Raw genomic sequence first — 16,742 nt, forward strand, 5'->3', positions numbered from 1 at the left:
TTATGACTTTTATGCCGATAGGAATGATCTAAGAGCCTGACTGGTAATCTCCAAAAGCTGCCGGAAGATTTGCAGCTAAGACTCGATCAACGAATGCCTGCCTGTTATCCTCAAATGACTCAAGGGACGTCTAATCTGTGTTCAATAGTAAAGTGAGACATTTAAATGAAGTTTGGCATTTGTCAGGAATTGTTTGTTGGCTGGGACTGGGAACAACAATGTGATCTGATCGCTGAGATCGGTTATACGGGGATCGAACTGGCACCGTTTGCATTCGCCGAGCGTCCCTCTGATATTTCTGCAGAACAACGGGCATTTCTGAGAAAAACAGCAGAGGATCGCGGGCTGCAAATCTTTGGCCTGCATTGGCTTCTGGCGAAAACCGAAGGCCTGCATCTGACAACCGCCGATGCGGCCGTTCGAAAGAAAACAGCCAGTTATCTGGTTGAACTTGGGGAGTTATGTGCGGACCTGGGAGGCGATTTAATGGTCTTCGGATCTCCCTTCCAGCGGAATATTGAAGAAGGCATGACGCGTGAGCAGGCTTATGCAAATGCGGCGGAAGTTTTCCGAAACTGTCTGCCTGCCATTGGCGAACGTGGTGTGCGAATCTGTATGGAACCGCTGACTACCAAGGAAACAGATTTTGTGAATACCTGCGCCGAGGCGCTGGAACTGATCGATATGGTCGGGGCCGACAATTTTGTATTGCACCAGGATGTGAAAGCGATGCTCGGCGCGGAAACGGAATCGATCCCTGAACTCATTCACAAATACGACACGCGCACAGGTCACTTCCATGTGAATGATTCCAACCTTCTGGGTCCCGGCATGGGAGAGACTGACTACCATCCGATCTTCAAAGCGCTGAAAGAAAGTCGATACGATGGATGGATCTCGGTAGAAGTTTTTGACTATGAACCTGGCTGTGAACACATCGCGCGCGAAAGTTTTCGCTATATGAAAGAAGTCTGGGAAAGTGTCTGAACGACTCAAAACAAGCGTTGAGGCAAAAAAATTTTTGAAAACCTCAAAATAATTCCAGCCCCTTTTTGATGTCGTTTTGAAATGGAGAGCGCTTGTCTTATTACAGCGCCTGTGAAAGACAAAGACATTCACGTTAAAACAGAATGATCGATTTTACCCTATTTTTGTAGGGTGAAATCGATCTCTTTTTTTAAACGTTACACGCAGCGCGCGTGCGCGTTAATGATATATTTTGTGATTTCTTTTTTAAACGCTCTTGACGAGTCGGTTTACATCGAACAGAAAAGATGCTTTTAGTAAGAGAATTGGCTTGCAGAATTTTTCGAAATATTTACGATGATGGCCATTAAATAGATGTAAGTCCTTAGTGCGTAATGAGTGTCAATTAAAAATTCGTTTTAGTTGAAAATCATTCGTTTTAAACGGGGACAAACATCGGAGTTTGTCAAGGTTGACAGACTTCAAATTCTTATTCGTTGTGGCAGACCTTTGCCGACTTATAGCCCGGAGCCAGCGGCAAGGCAGCCCTCGTTTAACTCTCAAAGGAGGATTTGCGGTGGCAAAGAAAAAGGCAAAGAAAGCAGCGCCTAAAAAGGCAGCACCAAAAAAGAAAGCAGCCCCAAAGAAGAAAGCTGCTCCAAAGAAGAAAGCAGCCCCTAAGAAAAAAGCAGTGAAAAAGAAAGCTGCTCCAAAGAAGAAGGCTGCTCCTAAAAAAGCTGCTAAGAAAGCCGCCCCAAAGAAAAAGGCAGCTGCAAAGAAAAAAGCAGTTAAAAAGAAAGCTGCTCCAAAGAAAAAAGCCGCTAAAAAGAAATAGTGATATTTCTGTTAGCAGCAGGAAACAACAAGCCATAACGAGTAAGAAGCGATCGGTTTTTCGATCGCTTCTTCTATTTCAACGACAGGACATGCAAAGAACGTAAGTCCTGAAACGACTGTTACCCGACCCAGGTATTCATTAATACACACCCCTCATTCTTATGCTGGCACCATGACTTGATTTAACGCTACAATCAAATCTCGATTCATTCGTGATTCTGATCAGACGGAAAGTGTACTTGCATTGAATCATCTCAGTACCGAACGCCTTCTAAAACCCAAACGAAAACTGTGGCGTACCCGATTTAAGATGGCGCGAAACACATTGTGTTTTGCACCACGAATTTCTTATGACGATGTGTGCCAGCCTGCAGTCTCTGAAGAAGAATTACAACATTGGGGCGAATGCATTCTGCTCTCTGATTCCACCGCGGTCTTACATCGCGATGGAACCGTTACACGACGCGCTCATAATATAACCGCGCTCTACGCCAATGAATCTCTGGCGCACTGGGATGAAGTCTACCGTTTTTATGATCGCCAGACAGCACTGCATAAGATTCAGACCGCTAAGGTTTACCTGCCAGACGGCAGCGTCAGAAAAGCAAAGAAGGTGGTTCAACCGTATGGACAGACAGCGGTCAACTTTTATCCGCTCCGTCCCGGTGTAACAGTTGAACTGGAAGAACAGCAGGACTACTTTATCCCGAATCGAATCGCCGCTTGCCTGTGGGGACAGGAGTACTTTCAGTTTTCCATTCCCTGTCGACGGCTGCGTTATACCGTCGCTGTCGCGGAACCGTTTACGCTCCACTACCGATTGCACCTCACCGACCTGGAGCCGCAAACCTGGAAGCACGGTTCGTACCAGGTTTACCAGTGGGACCTGCATGATCTGCCAGGATACGAAACCGATGACGGCACTCCGCATCCGCGCGAGGTACTGCCCTGGGTTGATCTCACTACACTGGCCTCCTGGGAACCGATCAATCGCTTTTACCTGAATGATCTCGAGCCACCCGAAAAGACACCGAGCCAGATTCAAAAATTGTCTACGGAACTGATTCAGGAAGAGCAGACGGAAGAAGAGAAAATTTTTACTGCTTACAAATACGCATCAGAAGATGTCCGCTATGGTCGCCATCCGAATGAACTCACTCTGGAAAAAACACGCGAAGTAGGTTCGATGCTTGAGGACATGCGCGGCGACTGCAAAGATAAATCTTCGCTGCTGGTCTCCCTGCTCAGACACCTGGGCATCAAATCTTCGATCGCCATTCTACTGACGCGCATGAATGGTTCAGCAGCGTTACTCCCCGGTGCACGTTTCGATCATGCGATTGTCTCTGTTACCACATCAAGTGGCGAACGTCTGTGGCTGGACCCCGCAGGTGGTCCGGTGACCTTCAAAGATATTCCGTTTAATGATCAGGGGACCCAGGCCCTGTTACTGAATCGTGAAGGTGGCGAACTCACAACCATACCGGAAGGTGGTCCTGAGAAGCATCAAATCAATCGCGTCTGTAATGGGATTCTCGCAGACGACTGCAGCTACCAGTTCACATCGGAAGTTACGACATCCGGTGACACGGCGATGGAATTTCGTTTGAAATATGTGAACCGCAACGAGGACTACACAACCCTCACCCTGGAAAAAGAACTGGCCTCTTCCTGGACGGGTGCCCGCATCGAGGCGCCGCGATTTCTGAATCTGAAAGAGATTTCTGAACCGGTCCGTTACAGTTGCCGAACAACACTGGACCAATGGGCGCGCCAGATTGAAGAGATCATTCTGTTTCGAATTCCCTGGATCGGCTCCATGCAGACAGCCGGCCTGATCAATGTTCAAAAACGAAATTCTGCCCTGCAGACCCCCAGCCCGATTCGTTTCACCGACAGTCACCGCATCCAAATCCCCTCTGAATTCTCCGGCTACGGTTTACCCTATGAGCATCATTTTGAATGCAAATGGGGCCGCTATCAGGCAACGGTCCGAGTTGAAGATTCACTGCTGATTTGTGAACGACAGGTAGATCATCTGGGGGGTATCGTGTTTCAAGATGAGTACCCGGCATTCAAAGAATACTGGGAATCCTGCACGCGCGCCGACGCGCTGGATATCGTCTTAATGAAACATTGAAATTAAACATCTGTATCATCTTATGCATCCAGACCCTCTCTTTTCAGCTGTCAACCGAAATCTGAACTTCCAGACAGGAAATGGTGTCAGACTGAAATAAATAGCCTATTCTCTCAGGAACAACCTGTTAAAATAGAGAGTAGGAGGCAGGGCTCTCGTTTCGCCCGAAATTTTCTCTCCTCTTTTAATATTAGATAAGGTTACAACTCCTTGGCGGATCCTAAACGAGAAGAACTACAAGTCAAAGCAAAACGAGCCATTCTGGTCTCTGTTGTTTCTCCTTCCAATCATATCGATAAGAATCAGGCCCTCGACGAATTAAAAGGGCTCGTAGATACTGCTGGTGTGAAAGTGGTGGGAACGCTGGTGCAGAACCGGGAAAATCCCCATCCGGCCACCTGTCTGGGCAAAGGGAAACTGGAAGAGCTCAAACAAATGGTGAAGCACGTAGATGCGGAACTCATCATTTTTGATAACAATCTTTCTCCCTCTCAGGGGAGGAATATCGAAGAGGAAACAGGAACGGTCATTGTTGACCGCAGTGAACTGATTCTCGATATCTTCGCGACACATGCAAAAACTTATGAAGCCAAACTGCAGGTCGAGCTGGCGCAGCTGCTTTATTTCCGTCCCCGTTTGAAACGACTGTGGACCCACCTGGAGCGTATCGAAGGGGGTGTGGGCGCTGGTCGTGGACCTGGTGAAAAGCAGCTGGAAACCGACCGTCGACTGTTAGACAAACGTGTGGCTGAACTGAAACGCAAACTTTCAGAAGTGGAACGCCGCCGGGAACGAACCGTATCCAATCGGTTCCAGCAGTTGACCGTTTCCCTGGTGGGTTATACAAACGCTGGCAAAAGTACGCTGATGAATGCGCTGACCGGCGCGGACGTCTACATCGCAGACCAGCTGTTTGCCACGCTCGACACACGCACGCGTCGCTGGGAACTCCCGCATTGGGGAGAAATTTTATTAAGCGATACCGTCGGTTTTGTCCGCGATCTGCCTCACCACCTGGTGGCTTCCTTCAAGTCCACCCTGGAAGAAGCGCGGCAGGCAGACCTGTTACTGCATGTTGTTGACTGCAGCAATCCGGAAGTGGAACATCATATCAAAACCGTAAACAAGGTTCTGGATGAAATCGAGATCGAACATAAGAATGCGATCCTGGTGTTCAATAAAACGGACAAAGTTGAAGACCGATCGAAGCTGGATGTACTGCGTCTGAAATACGACAATGCAATCAGCGTCAGCGCGGTTTCGGGTGAGGGACTCGATCGACTCTCTCAGGCCGTCATTGATCGACTGGCCTCGGGCTATGTCATCGTCGAACTGGAAACTCCGGTTGGGAATGGCAAGCTGCTTTCGCAACTGGAGGATCATTCTCTGATTCTGTCTCGTGAGTATTCCCACGACGATACCCGGGTCACCTTCCAGGCACGTATCGCCAGGCGGTTCCTGCCAATGTTGAAAACCGGTCCCGATACCAGTCTCAAGATCCATGATGACGAATCGGCCGTTCCCGGAGATATGATTCCGGAAGAAAGTGTTAACGAATACTGAGGCTCCTGCCCGAACTGGTTCGCTTTCCCCTGCCAATGAAATTGTGTATTACTGATTCATACAGAAACGTTCTCCCACTTGATTGGAGTGATGACCGCATCTTTCGGAAGTTGAACCTCCGGAATGATATCCACCAGACTTCCAGAGACAGACTGACAAAGCACCAGCGCGATGAAGAAACGATGGATCTACGGCATCATAATATTTCTGAGTATCACTTCCATCGGTCTGGCGATCGACTGGTGGTCGGCTCTGCCTGAAGGCGAACAGGCAAGTTATGTCGGTCGACAAACCTGTTTCCAGTGCCATCAGAAAGAAGCCGCGGAGTGGAAAGACTCTGATCACGATCTGGCCATGAACCCTGCCACTCCGGAATTTGTGCTCGGTGATTTCGATAATACCGAACTGGAGCACTTCGGAATCACGTCCCAAATGACCCACGAAGGGGACAAGTATTATGTCACCACACAGGGTCCAGATGGCAAACAGGCACGGTTTGAAGTCAAATACGTGATTGGGGTCAGGCCGCTGCAGCAGTACCTGGCGGAACTGGAGCGTGGCAGAATTCAGGTGCTCCCGGTGACCTGGGATACGGAAATGAAACGCTGGTATTACGTCGGCCTTGATGAACCATTCGGCCCCGATGACCCGCTGCACTGGACCGGATCCGCTCAGAACTGGAATCACATGTGCGCGGAATGTCATACGACGAACTGGGCGAAAAATTATGACGTTGCAACCGACGCGCATCACTTTTCATTTTCAGAGATGCGCGTGAGCTGCGAAGCCTGCCATGGCCCGGGTTCGATTCATGTCAAACTGGCCAATTCAAATTCGCTGTTCTGGGATCGTCGTTACGGCTATGGACTGGCGAAACTGAAAGGGAAAGACGCGACCGCTCAACTGGAGAGTTGTGCTCCCTGCCATTCACATCGTCGGCACGTGGCTCCCGGCCATACCCCCCTGGAACGTTTCCACGATCACTATGCCCTCTCTCTGCTGGATGACCATCTCTATCACCCCGATGGCCAGATCAATGAAGAGGTCTATGTCTTCGGCTCCTTCACTCAGAGCAAGATGTATCGCAAGGGGGTGCGTTGCACCGACTGTCACAACCCTCATTCACTCAAACTGAAGTTTACAGGTAACAAGCTCTGTACCCAGTGTCATCTGGAAGCCAGGTACGATGTCCCCAGCCACCATCATCACAAGATGGGCACCAAAGGAGCCTCTTGTGTGGAATGCCATATGCCATCCAAAACCTATATGGGAGTAGACCCGAGACGGGATCACAGCCTGCGGATCCCCCGCCCTGATCTGACGGTGAAGCTGGGGACTCCCAATGCCTGCAATCAATGCCACACCAAAGCGGAAGAGAATGCAGAGTGGGCAACTCATAAAGTAGAGGAATGGTACGGCCCGAAACGCAGAGACGATCCCCATTATGGAGAGATCCTGGCAGCTGGCCGCGCTGGAAAATCGGAAGCCGAACAGTCCCTCATCAAACTGACCCGGGAAAAAGAGGTCGGTCCGATTGTTCGTGCCACTGCTGTTTCCTTACTGGCGACCCGCTACAACACAACTGAAAGTCGCGAGGCTGTCGAACGGGCGTTGAAGTCAAAAGAAGAACTGGTCCGCCTGGCTGCCCTCCAGGGGTTTGAAGGTTGGACTCCGGGTCCCGAACAGGATCCCAGCAAGATCGGCAAACTGCTGGCAGAAGGACTGACAGATTCCTCGCGCGGCGTCCGTACGGAAGTCGCCCGCATCCTCTCCGGACTGCCGATCATGCCGGATACCAGACAGAATCAGAAAGCACTAAAACAGGCGCTGGAAGAATACAAGGCAGGTCTGCTGGCGGATGGAGACCAGTCCGGATCCCACATGAGCCTGGGGATTCTCTATGCCAACCAGGGTGACCTGAAAAAAGCCGAAGCTGAATTTCGCACGGCCATCAAACTCTCGCCTGCCGTCGCGGGCCCGCGTTCCAACCTGGCACAGTTACTGGAGCAGCAGGGAAGAGCAGACGAAGTCAAAGCATTACGCTCTAAAGAAGCTGAGCTGCTGGCACGAGACGCGCGACTGCTTCCGGAAAATCCCATGCTGCAGTATCGACTGGGACTGCTCTATTATCTGCTGGGACGGGAAGACGAAGCGGTCACCGCGTTGACGAAAGCCTGTGAGCTGGAACCGCAGTCCACGGACTTCCGACTGATGCTGACCCTGCTGTATGAGAAACAGCAGCAGTGGAAGCTGGCTTGGGAATCAGCGGCAGCGTTGGTCAGGCTTCAGCCGAATAACCAGGAGTTTCGCCAGATCTATTTGAACATGTACCAAAAAGCAAACCCGGAAGGCAAGTGACTGCCTCCGGGTTTGTGGCTGGCTGTAAGTAATCGGCTGACGAATCTGTCAGGCTGACTTTCTGAGAACCCCTGTGATACGCTCGAAGGTCTCATTGGAATCAAAGGGAATCAGAATCTGTCCCGAGTGTTCGGTCTTGAGTTTGATCTCGACCTGGGCTCCCAGGATCTCCCGCAATTGCTGCTGCAAGTCTACCAGATGATTGGTCATCTGCGGAGCCGCCGCTGGTTGCTTCGTGTTCTCGAAGGGGACTGTTTCGACTTCCCCTTTGAGGATCTTCCGGACTTCAGCTTCGGTCTTTCGAACCGAGAGTGATTCTGACTGGATCTGCTCGCAGACAGCAACCTGCTTTTCATTATCCAGACTGAGCAGCGTCCGTGCGTGACCGGCGGAGATTTTTTCGGCCTGCAGCGCCTGCTTGACAGGTTCTGCCAGATCGAGCAGGCGGATCATGTTGTTGACAGTCGAACGATCCAGGCTCAGTCGCTGGGCGAGTTGCTCGATCGTACTGTCGAATTGAGACAGGTAGTTTTTGAAGGCCTGGGCCTTTTCAAGCACATTCAGATCTTTCCGCTTGAGGTTCTCCTCAATTGCGACTTCACAGACCTGTCGCTCTTCCAGGTTCAACACGCGACAGGGAACCGTTTTCAAACCGGCATCGCGAGCCGCCTTCAGACGGCGCTCACCGGCGATCAGCTGGTATGCTCCCTCAAACGGTCGAACAAGCAGAGGCTGCAATACACCATGCTGGCGGATACTGCCTTCTAGTTCTTTGAGCGAATCGACAGCAAAATCCTGCCGGGGCTGATAGGGATTGCGTTCGATCAGATCGATGTCAATCTGATCCTGCTCTGCGGGGACGAATACACCCTGTCCTTCTGAAGCCGGGTTGTCATCCTGCTGGTCCGAATCGGAGTCACCACCTCGACCAAGCAAAGCGTTCAAACCGCGACCTAACCTGCGTCGTGGTGCACCGGGTGTTTCTGTGGGATCCATCTGCTGATCTTCTGGATTCTGATTTTGATCTTCCATGACCTTCTTCTCTTATATTTAAACTGCCTGACAAAAACGGAGGGTAACACTAGAACGCATCACTTTTACCATCGCGTCTGTTAATCTCATATACTCAATCCAAGCAGGCTTGGAGACGCTACAGCAAACCTGGATACAGTTCAGGCGCGGGATTCTATTTCGATTTTCGAATTGAAGCAAGAGGGCTTTCGAAATGCTGCCTGAGTGATTCGACTGTGGATGGTGTTTCACGTGGAACACCTACTTTGCCTGGGTTACTTGTGACATAACAGGTACACCAGTCTGAGCGCGACCGTAGAAGTCTCACAGGATTACACCGGACTTTATCTGAATCAGGTGTTTCACGTGGAACGCCTGACTTGCCAGATTTACCTGGCGCGATACAGCAGGACCGGCTCTATTTCCGATGCCTCACCTGGTGAGGATTGATTCAATCTGACCAGCAGGCTGGGAACGTAATCGTAAGAATGAACCAGTTGAAAACGTTCGCGGACTGCGTTGAACTGTTTCTGAAAATCCGGGTCGGTTGCCGCATGGGGGCCCACAATCAGGTAAGCGGGATTCTGCGGAGAAAGCGAATTCAGAAACTCCAGATCAGCCACTGGACCGGTTAGAGGATGCCCCTGAGACTGGATGTTAAAAAACAGAGCAGGTTCCGCATAGGTGTAGAGTATGGCATTCTCGCTGCTGATATCTGACTGGGAACGGAGATCAGCAAGTATGTTTTGCGCGATCGCCTCCAGGTCGTCACGCGTCTGCCAGGCAACCATCGTCCAGGGCTTGAATGCGACGACCAGTAATGCCGCCACCGCGACCACACCGACCGCCGGAGAAATACGGAAACGATGCCGACCTGAACCCGTGGAAGATTGAAACAGCTCAAACAACGATCCTCCCGCGCGCTGTTCCAACCAGCCAGCAAAGGCAGCAGTTCCCAGCCAGGCTGAGATAGTCCAGGGAATCGTCAGACGGGGATAGGGATAGTAAAGTGGTGTCGCAAGCAGCAGGCCACAAAACCAGGCAGCCAGCAACCAGGCAGCCAGCTCTCGATTCAGTTCGTCATCCGAAACCTGTACCTGCCCGGTGGAGAGCGGAAGACGAAAACGACCCGCAGGCAAAAACAGCTGCAGCAGAATTCCAGCGCTCGCCAGCAGACCGAGTACGGGGCTGATCCCCACAAACGCAGAAAGCAAAACCGGAGTAGCAGCAAACAGACCTAACAGGATCAGGTTCCACGTGGAACCGGGAGTCTGGCTATCGGATATTTCAGCAGGTTGATTTCCAGATTTCGATATTCTCGAGCAGACACATAACAGGCAGAGTGCCAGACAGACCAACCCCAGGCTGAGGAAACCGAACGTGCCTTCCAGCAGTCGATGGTTCTGCCATTGACGCCAGAAGGAATGGAACCAGCCGGAGAATCCCACGACGTAGCGGCTGTGATTGGCAGCGACGACAGAGTACCCGCCCGACTTCTGCAGTCCGATGAGGACGGGAGACCAGACCAGAAATGCGACGATCACAACGACCAGCCATCGGAGAAAATAACTGGCAGGCCGTTGCAGCTGACGCCGACGAAACAGAACCCATGGTATCAATCCCGAGAGTCCCACCACCAGGGGAAGCCAGCCATTGTATTTGATCGACCACCCTGCCCCTGTCACGATGCCTGCCAGGAGAGGCCACTTCCAGTCAACTGAGATGAAACTTTTCCAGGTCAGGTAAACCGCCAGCAGGAGACAGAAACCGAGTCCCACATCGGTAAGAGCCACTCTGCTATAGAGCAGATGCAGGTCGCTCAGGCTGGCCAGCGTCAGAGCCACCAGCCCCGCGGCAGGACCAAACCACTCGCGGGCCACCCACCAGATCACCAGGACCGTCAGCATTCCAAACAGCAGCGAAGGCAGAAAGACTCCCAGGGGCCCGCTTCCCAGAAAGATCATCGACCACTCAATCAGGAACGGGAAGAGAGGCGGCGCGTAATAAAAACGGCCCGGGTACTCGGCCCCCTGCTCTGCGGAGAACCACAAGTTCGATGCGTAAACACCTTCGTCGAAATGTTCGACCCCGGAACTGGATAGAAACAGAACCCGTAACAGGCATCCCACCAGCAGGATCAAGGCAACCACGATCTTCTCCGGTTGCGGGATGGATGTTGTTTTCTGATCTGTCTGCTTGAGTCGCGCCACGTCCGGCTTTCATTATTGATGTCGATAAAGGTTGGAATTCAAGTTATTAAATTCTACAGGAACCGTGGCGTTATGCCTATCAATTCCACCGATTCGTGATTTATCATAGACAGCACGGTCGCAGATGCCTGTACTGCCAGTCTGAGACGAGATGAATAATCGAAAACACGAATTGGGATTCCAGGCCGTCTGCCTATAATCCAGTGGGTGATATTATCGAATATTGCTCCGTAAGACAGCCCTGTCTGAGTGGGATCTGCAAACGTCAACAGAACATTTTTGGTATCAGAAGAGAGAGATGAATTCGATGAGTACTCCAGCAAGCCTGTATGATGAAGCAGTCAAAATTTACGAAGGCGGGAATATTGAGCAAGCCGTCGAGAAGCTGAATGAAGTTCTGGCGATGGATGAAAGCTATACCCTGGCTCATTCTGCCATCGCTGTGTACTACCAGAAGCTTGGCAAATTTGACGATGCCATTGCACACGCTACGAAAGTCACCGAGCTGGAACCGGATGACCATTTCTCGTATCTACAACTCTCAGTGATCTGCCAGCGCTGTGGACGCATTCAAGAGGCGGAAGATGCCCTGGCGAAAGCACACTCGATGGGACAGGGAAAATAAACTGTCCGATTCTGATCTGATAAAACATAAAGCCCTCACCCGAATTTCGAGTGAGGGCTTTTTTTATCATAGGTCGCGTCGAGGGTCACTCGTCAGTAATCACCCGGAACGGTGACTCATCATCCGCCTGAAACGGCGACGGAGCTGTAGGTTGGTCCTCGCGAACTTCCTCAAAAGGATTTTCGATTTCGGCAGAAACCGTAGCAGACTGTTGTTGAATGACGGCTGGATTTTCATCGAATGAAATCCGCGCTGGCTCTGCGGGTGTCAGTCGCTCGCGGGAGACAGCCTGTTTGACGGAAGTGGTATTTTCGATCTGTGCAATTTTCAGAGGCGAGGTCGTATTAAAGATACGGCCATCGGGCGACTTCATACGCACGACCAGGGTCAGTTCTGAATTATGTGGTGTGGTCTGCCAGGGCAGTTCGAAGCGGAACCCGGAACCGGCAAAGCCGGAGTACCAGTGAGAGCGCACTTCCTGGCTGTCGAAGGTCCACAGGCCAACCCTTCGATTCTCTTCGGGCTGATTCAGATCGACCAGTTCCAGTTCGAAATCGGCGGGCAGTTTGACCGTTTCCCCATCGGCGTCATGGGGGGTGACGACGGTCGTCCAGAGTTCATCCCCCTGTTTGCTGTCCAGGTCCACGCCCCCGGTGAGCAGGCTGTTAACCTTCACACCGGTTACTTTGTAGAGGGCTTTGGTCTGCTCGGGCAGCAGGCTGCCGCTGGATGCTTTCGCCAGTTGCTTCGACATCTCTTCAGACTGATGTCGTGCCGAATCCAGAGCATGCTGCGATTCTTTCAAATCGCGCTGCAAGGCAAAAATACTGTCTTCCTGCTGACGCAGTCGGGCTTCCAGCAAATCAGAATGACCACGACCTCCACACCCGGTAAGGGTGAGAATCAACAACAACGACATCCATGTCGTAAGGTATTGCTTCATCGGAAATCAATTTCAGCAGAAGACGTTTCTTCTGCCCTCCTCTAAATCAGATTGAAATTATTCTTTGGTTCCAGGCAGTTCAAGATGCTCCAGAACGTTGTCAATCAGACCGTACGACTTGGCTTCCTGGGCATCCATGAAGTTGTCGCGGTCTGTATCCTCTTCAATTTTTTCGAGCGTCTGACCAGTGTGATGCAGCAGAATCTCATTCAGACGCCGCTTCATCTTCAGTACTTCTTTCGCATGAATTTCCAGATCGGTTGCCGTTCCCTGCATCCCGGCCAGTGGCTGGTGAATCATGATGCGGCTGTTCGGTAACGCGTTGCGTTTTCCGGCGGCACCCGCAGTCAGCAACAGGGCACCCATACTGGCAGCCTGCCCGATACAGTAGGTCGCCACGTCACAGGAGATGTACTGCATCGTATCATAGATGGCCATTCCCGCGGTTACGGAACCACCGGGTGAATTGATGTAAAAATGGATGTCTGCTTCGGGATCATCGAACTGGAGGAACAGCAGCTGGGCGACCAGACTTTGTGCCACCTGATCGTTGACCTGTGACCCCATCATCACGATGCGGTCCTGCAGCAGACGACTGTAAATATCCATGGCCCGTTCATCGCGGCCATTCTTTTCGATCACATAAGGAGTAAGGACCGTCATATAAAACTCACTTCAATTGATGATAAATTTGATGGTTGATAATCATTCGACAGTCTGTCTGCCGACGTATGTTGTTTTCTATTCTTTGTCTTTATCTTTTTTATCGCGAACCAGCAGTTCATCGACCAGGCCGTATTCAACCGACTGGGGAGCGGTCAAAAAGCGATCGCGCGAGGTATCGAGGGCAATCTGTTCGATTGACTGACCGGTGTGGTTGGCCAGAATCTGGTTTAAAACTTCACGTGTATCGAGGATGTCTTTGGCCTGAATTTCGATGTCGGAAACCTGTCCGCCGACTTCGCCGTAAGGCTGATGAATCATCATTTTGGCGTGAGGCAGAATGTAACGTTTGCCTTTCTGACCGCCGGCGACCAGGATCGCTCCGCCACTGGCTGCCAGGCCGACACAGTAAGTGGCGACATCGCATTCAATAAACTGCATCGTATCGTAGATGGCCATTGTGGAGGTCACGGAACCGCCGGGGGAATTGACGTATAAATTGATGTCCTGGTGCCGGTTTTCGGACTGCAGGTACAGCAGCTTCATCACGATTAAATTCGCGCTGGCATCGTTGATCACGCTGTCCAGAAAGATGATCCGGTTGTCCAGCAGGAGATCGCCAATCCCCATCTGACGCTGCTGTGAATAACTTCTGGCACGCTGATTTGCCTGCGTTGGCATCTGCCCGGAAAGGGGGTCAAACATGATATGATCCTGAGATGTAATGGTTGCTATAGTGACTCGTGACGAGGTTAATTCTGATTTAACTCTCACATCGTTTTGAACCACCGACTATGGCTGGCCTGCGACAGGCAGTCAAGCGGCAGCTCGATTATTTCTGTTCCCTGACAGGGAGGAAGAGAGCCTGTTTTGACCCGCACACGTTCGCGCAGGAAGACCCTCCTGTTGATTTGAAAATTATATACCGTTCCTTATCCGATTTCCCTGTGATTCGTCAAGAGACGTTATGCAAAGTTCCCTTTCGCAGCAGTCTCAACATCGCTTTCTTTTTCTCTCTGGACTCAGTCAGTTTTACCGGAACGTCTCCAGGTTTGTCTGAATCAAGTATAATAATACGAGAGATCACATGTGAATGTGACGCCCTTTAGGAAAGCTTAGGTTGTCAGCACCCCGGCAAAAAGCGTACACATATACAGTATCTGAATTAACGGTAAAAAATCTCCGAGATCCGGCGAACTCTGGTCTTATCGAGGTGACGTTGATTGGTGAGCAAGGCGCTTTATGAAAATACGGTAATCTGCCTCGATCAGAAATCACCCTCTTCCAGTTCCGCCTGTTCGTATCGCTGACCGGCGGGAGTGAGCAGGCGGGCGTAGATGGCTGGATCAATTTCGGGCGAAAACGATTTACCACTCCCATCACAGAAAATCACGTTCACTGAGCCACTGGGGTGATTGGAACTGGGGCGCCACGCGGTTCCCTTCTTCGCGTTCAGGTGAGCACCGATGCGGGAATCGGTTGAAGTGGTTTTATTCTGCAGATCGAATCCGGTGGGAAGTTTCAACGTCGTGCTGCCGCTGGGATAGACACCCTGCATGTCGATGCCGAAACCCAGGCTGCCTGTATCCTGTTCGGACCAGTTTCCGGCCTGCAGGTTTTCTGACAGCATTAACGTCTGAGCCAGTCCGTCCCCTTCCGAAATGAAATCCAGAGACATGCGGGAAGTGAACGGTCGCCAGAACACGCCGCTGGCAAACTTGACCGGAACGTCGTCCGTCGTCGCAGGATCTCCATCCAGACCGCCATCGCCGGCCGGATGATGACCGACTCCGGTGGAGGCGTTATAACCTACCCCCGTCTTGTTATAGTTGGCCGTCACATATCCAACATTAACAACATAAGAGAGTGCCCCCTGATCTGTTGCAGACTCGTCACTGGGGCAGGAGAAGACGGGAAAGCGAATGGCGTTCAATCCAGCCAGTTGTTTGATCGCGTCTGTATTCGTATCGGGATCTGCTGCCAGCTTCGCAGTCGTATCCCACCGCTGACGAAAACCGACATTGTCCAGGAAGGGCAGAATTGTGGTGCACCAGGTCAGGTCATCATAACCGGCATTGGCATTCGGATCATCCTCGGTGGAAACCTGCTGATTGGGATCCACCAGCAGCGGTAATTCAGAGTTGGCCCCTGAGGAAAAATTGATCGTTGCCAGACCGATATTTCGCATGTTGTTCAGACAAGACAGCTTTTTGGCTACTCCTCGCGCTCGTTCACGGGCCGGTAAGATCAGCGCGATCAGGAGCGCGATGACGAACAGGACTACTAACAGTTCGATCTTCGAAAAGCCGTGGCGCTGTTTTAAAATTGTGTTCGTTATTTGTGTCTTCATGCTTTTCTCCATCTAGAAAGAAGTGCCATCTACAGCATCCTGGCCATAGCGTAAACCCGCGGGTGTGAATAGTCGCGCGTACACGCCGGGATCCATGGATGGTACCAGCGATCTTCCACTGCCATCACAGTAGATCACATTTACGGCACCACTGGGGTGATTGGAACTGGGTCTCCAGGCGGTCCCCTTCTCTGCTCTCAGTTGGGAACCGATGCGTGAATCCGTGGTTGCCGTTCGCAGATCATAGTTGGCAGGCAGTTTCAGCGAAGCACCGTTGAGGATGCCTGCCATGTCCACACCAAAGCCGATCTCACCTGTCGTCGTCGCATGCCATTCGCCGGCCTGCAGATTTTCTGACAGCATCAACGTCTGTGTCATGCCGTCGGCGGCGGAAATGAAATCCAGCGACATGCGAGAGGTATGCGGTCGCCAGAAGACACCCGAGGCAAATTTCATGGGGACATCAGTGTCGACAGAGGGATCCGCATCAAAGCCGCCATCGGCGCTGTTCGCGTAATGCGATGTATCAGACGCGGTATTAAAATTTGAAGTCACATAACCAATATTGGCACAATAAGAGAGCGCACCGGGATCGGCAGCAGTATCATCATCGTAACAGGTAAAAATGGGAATGCGGGTCGCCTTTAACTGCGACAGTTTTTTTTCCGCCGCAGATTGCACAGTAGAATCGGGGCCCGCCGCGACACGGGCTGTTAAATCCCAGCGTTCACGGAAGCCGACCTGATCCAGATAGGGGAGGATGGCAATACACCAGGACCGGTTCGCGTTGTGCGCATTTCCATGGGTCGACCAGATACGATCTGTATCCACCAATAATGGCAGCTGGCTATTGTCAGTCGATGAATAGTTGACGATTGCCAGGCCGAGATTGCGCATGTTGTTGAGACAGGACAGTTTTTTTGACGATTGTCTTGAACGCTGGAGGGCGGGCAGGGTCAGTGAAACCACGATGCCTATCATTACGATCGTCACCACCAGCTCGAGCAGCGAATACCCGCTGCGCTGCAGTTGTGTCTGCCTGGTTCTCTGGGTCTGCATGAGATGCTCCTGCTCAG

Annotated in this window: 13 protein-coding genes; 6 read left to right on the forward strand and 7 right to left on the reverse strand. The window is 51.5% G+C overall.

Annotation, left to right across the window (positions count from 1 at the left end; all coding sequences use genetic code 11):
* Positions 1-165 precede the first annotated feature (165 nt).
* From GmarT_RS25745 to GmarT_RS25765, 5 genes are all read left to right on the forward strand, one after another.
* Complete coding sequence (locus GmarT_RS25745; protein WP_002648891.1) at positions 166-987, forward strand: sugar phosphate isomerase/epimerase family protein; 822 nt, start codon at positions 166-168, stop codon at positions 985-987.
* 556 nt (positions 988-1,543) lie between these two features.
* Positions 1,544-1,801: a hypothetical protein gene (locus GmarT_RS25750; protein ID WP_002648890.1), complete on the forward strand. Its 258-nt coding sequence runs from the start codon at positions 1,544-1,546 to the stop codon at positions 1,799-1,801.
* A 312-nt stretch (positions 1,802-2,113) separates the two neighbouring features.
* The gene (locus GmarT_RS25755) at positions 2,114-3,943 is read left to right on the forward strand and encodes a DUF3857 domain-containing protein (protein ID WP_149303422.1); all 1,830 of its coding nucleotides are present in this window, start codon (positions 2,114-2,116) and stop codon (positions 3,941-3,943) included.
* Positions 3,944-4,153: 210 nt separating this feature from the next.
* Positions 4,154-5,506 (forward strand): GTPase HflX, encoded by a 1,353-nt coding sequence (gene hflX / locus GmarT_RS25760; protein ID WP_002648888.1) that lies wholly within the window; start codon positions 4,154-4,156, stop codon positions 5,504-5,506.
* A gap of 171 nt (positions 5,507-5,677) precedes the next feature.
* Entirely contained in the window at positions 5,678-7,864 is a 2,187-nt protein-coding gene (locus GmarT_RS25765; protein WP_002648887.1) for a tetratricopeptide repeat protein, read from the forward strand.
* 48 nt (positions 7,865-7,912) lie between these two features.
* Here GmarT_RS25765 and GmarT_RS25770 read toward each other — a convergent pair whose 3' ends face one another.
* Positions 7,913-8,896: a ParB/RepB/Spo0J family partition protein gene (locus tag GmarT_RS25770; RefSeq protein ID WP_002648886.1), complete on the reverse strand. Its 984-nt coding sequence runs from the start codon at positions 8,894-8,896 to the stop codon at positions 7,913-7,915.
* Positions 8,897-9,264: 368 nt separating this feature from the next.
* Positions 9,265-11,085, reverse strand: coding sequence for an ArnT family glycosyltransferase (locus GmarT_RS25775; protein ID WP_002648885.1), 1,821 nt, complete (start codon positions 11,083-11,085; stop codon positions 9,265-9,267).
* A gap of 298 nt (positions 11,086-11,383) precedes the next feature.
* On the opposite strand from GmarT_RS25775, the gene GmarT_RS25780 reads away from it, so the two are divergent.
* Positions 11,384-11,710, forward strand: coding sequence for a tetratricopeptide repeat protein (locus tag GmarT_RS25780; protein ID WP_002648884.1), 327 nt, complete (start codon positions 11,384-11,386; stop codon positions 11,708-11,710).
* 85 nt (positions 11,711-11,795) lie between these two features.
* On the opposite strand, the gene GmarT_RS25785 is transcribed toward GmarT_RS25780, so the two are convergent.
* From GmarT_RS25785 to GmarT_RS25805, 5 genes are all read right to left on the reverse strand, one after another.
* Positions 11,796-12,653: a hypothetical protein gene (locus tag GmarT_RS25785; protein WP_149303424.1), complete on the reverse strand. Its 858-nt coding sequence runs from the start codon at positions 12,651-12,653 to the stop codon at positions 11,796-11,798.
* A 57-nt stretch (positions 12,654-12,710) separates the two neighbouring features.
* Positions 12,711-13,316: an ATP-dependent Clp endopeptidase proteolytic subunit ClpP gene (gene clpP / locus GmarT_RS25790; RefSeq protein WP_002648882.1), complete on the reverse strand. Its 606-nt coding sequence runs from the start codon at positions 13,314-13,316 to the stop codon at positions 12,711-12,713.
* 78 nt (positions 13,317-13,394) lie between these two features.
* A complete protein-coding gene (locus GmarT_RS25795) occupies positions 13,395-14,021 on the reverse strand; it encodes a ClpP family protease (RefSeq protein WP_002648881.1) in 627 nt (208 codons plus the stop codon).
* A gap of 562 nt (positions 14,022-14,583) precedes the next feature.
* Entirely contained in the window at positions 14,584-15,666 is a 1,083-nt protein-coding gene (locus tag GmarT_RS25800; RefSeq protein ID WP_157158995.1) for a DUF1559 family PulG-like putative transporter, read from the reverse strand.
* A 12-nt stretch (positions 15,667-15,678) separates the two neighbouring features.
* Positions 15,679-16,725: a DUF1559 family PulG-like putative transporter gene (locus tag GmarT_RS25805; RefSeq protein ID WP_149303426.1), complete on the reverse strand. Its 1,047-nt coding sequence runs from the start codon at positions 16,723-16,725 to the stop codon at positions 15,679-15,681.
* Positions 16,726-16,742: the final 17 nt, after the last annotated feature.

The organism is Gimesia maris (assembly GCF_008298035.1).
GTDB lineage: Bacteria > Planctomycetota > Planctomycetia > Planctomycetales > Planctomycetaceae > Gimesia > Gimesia maris.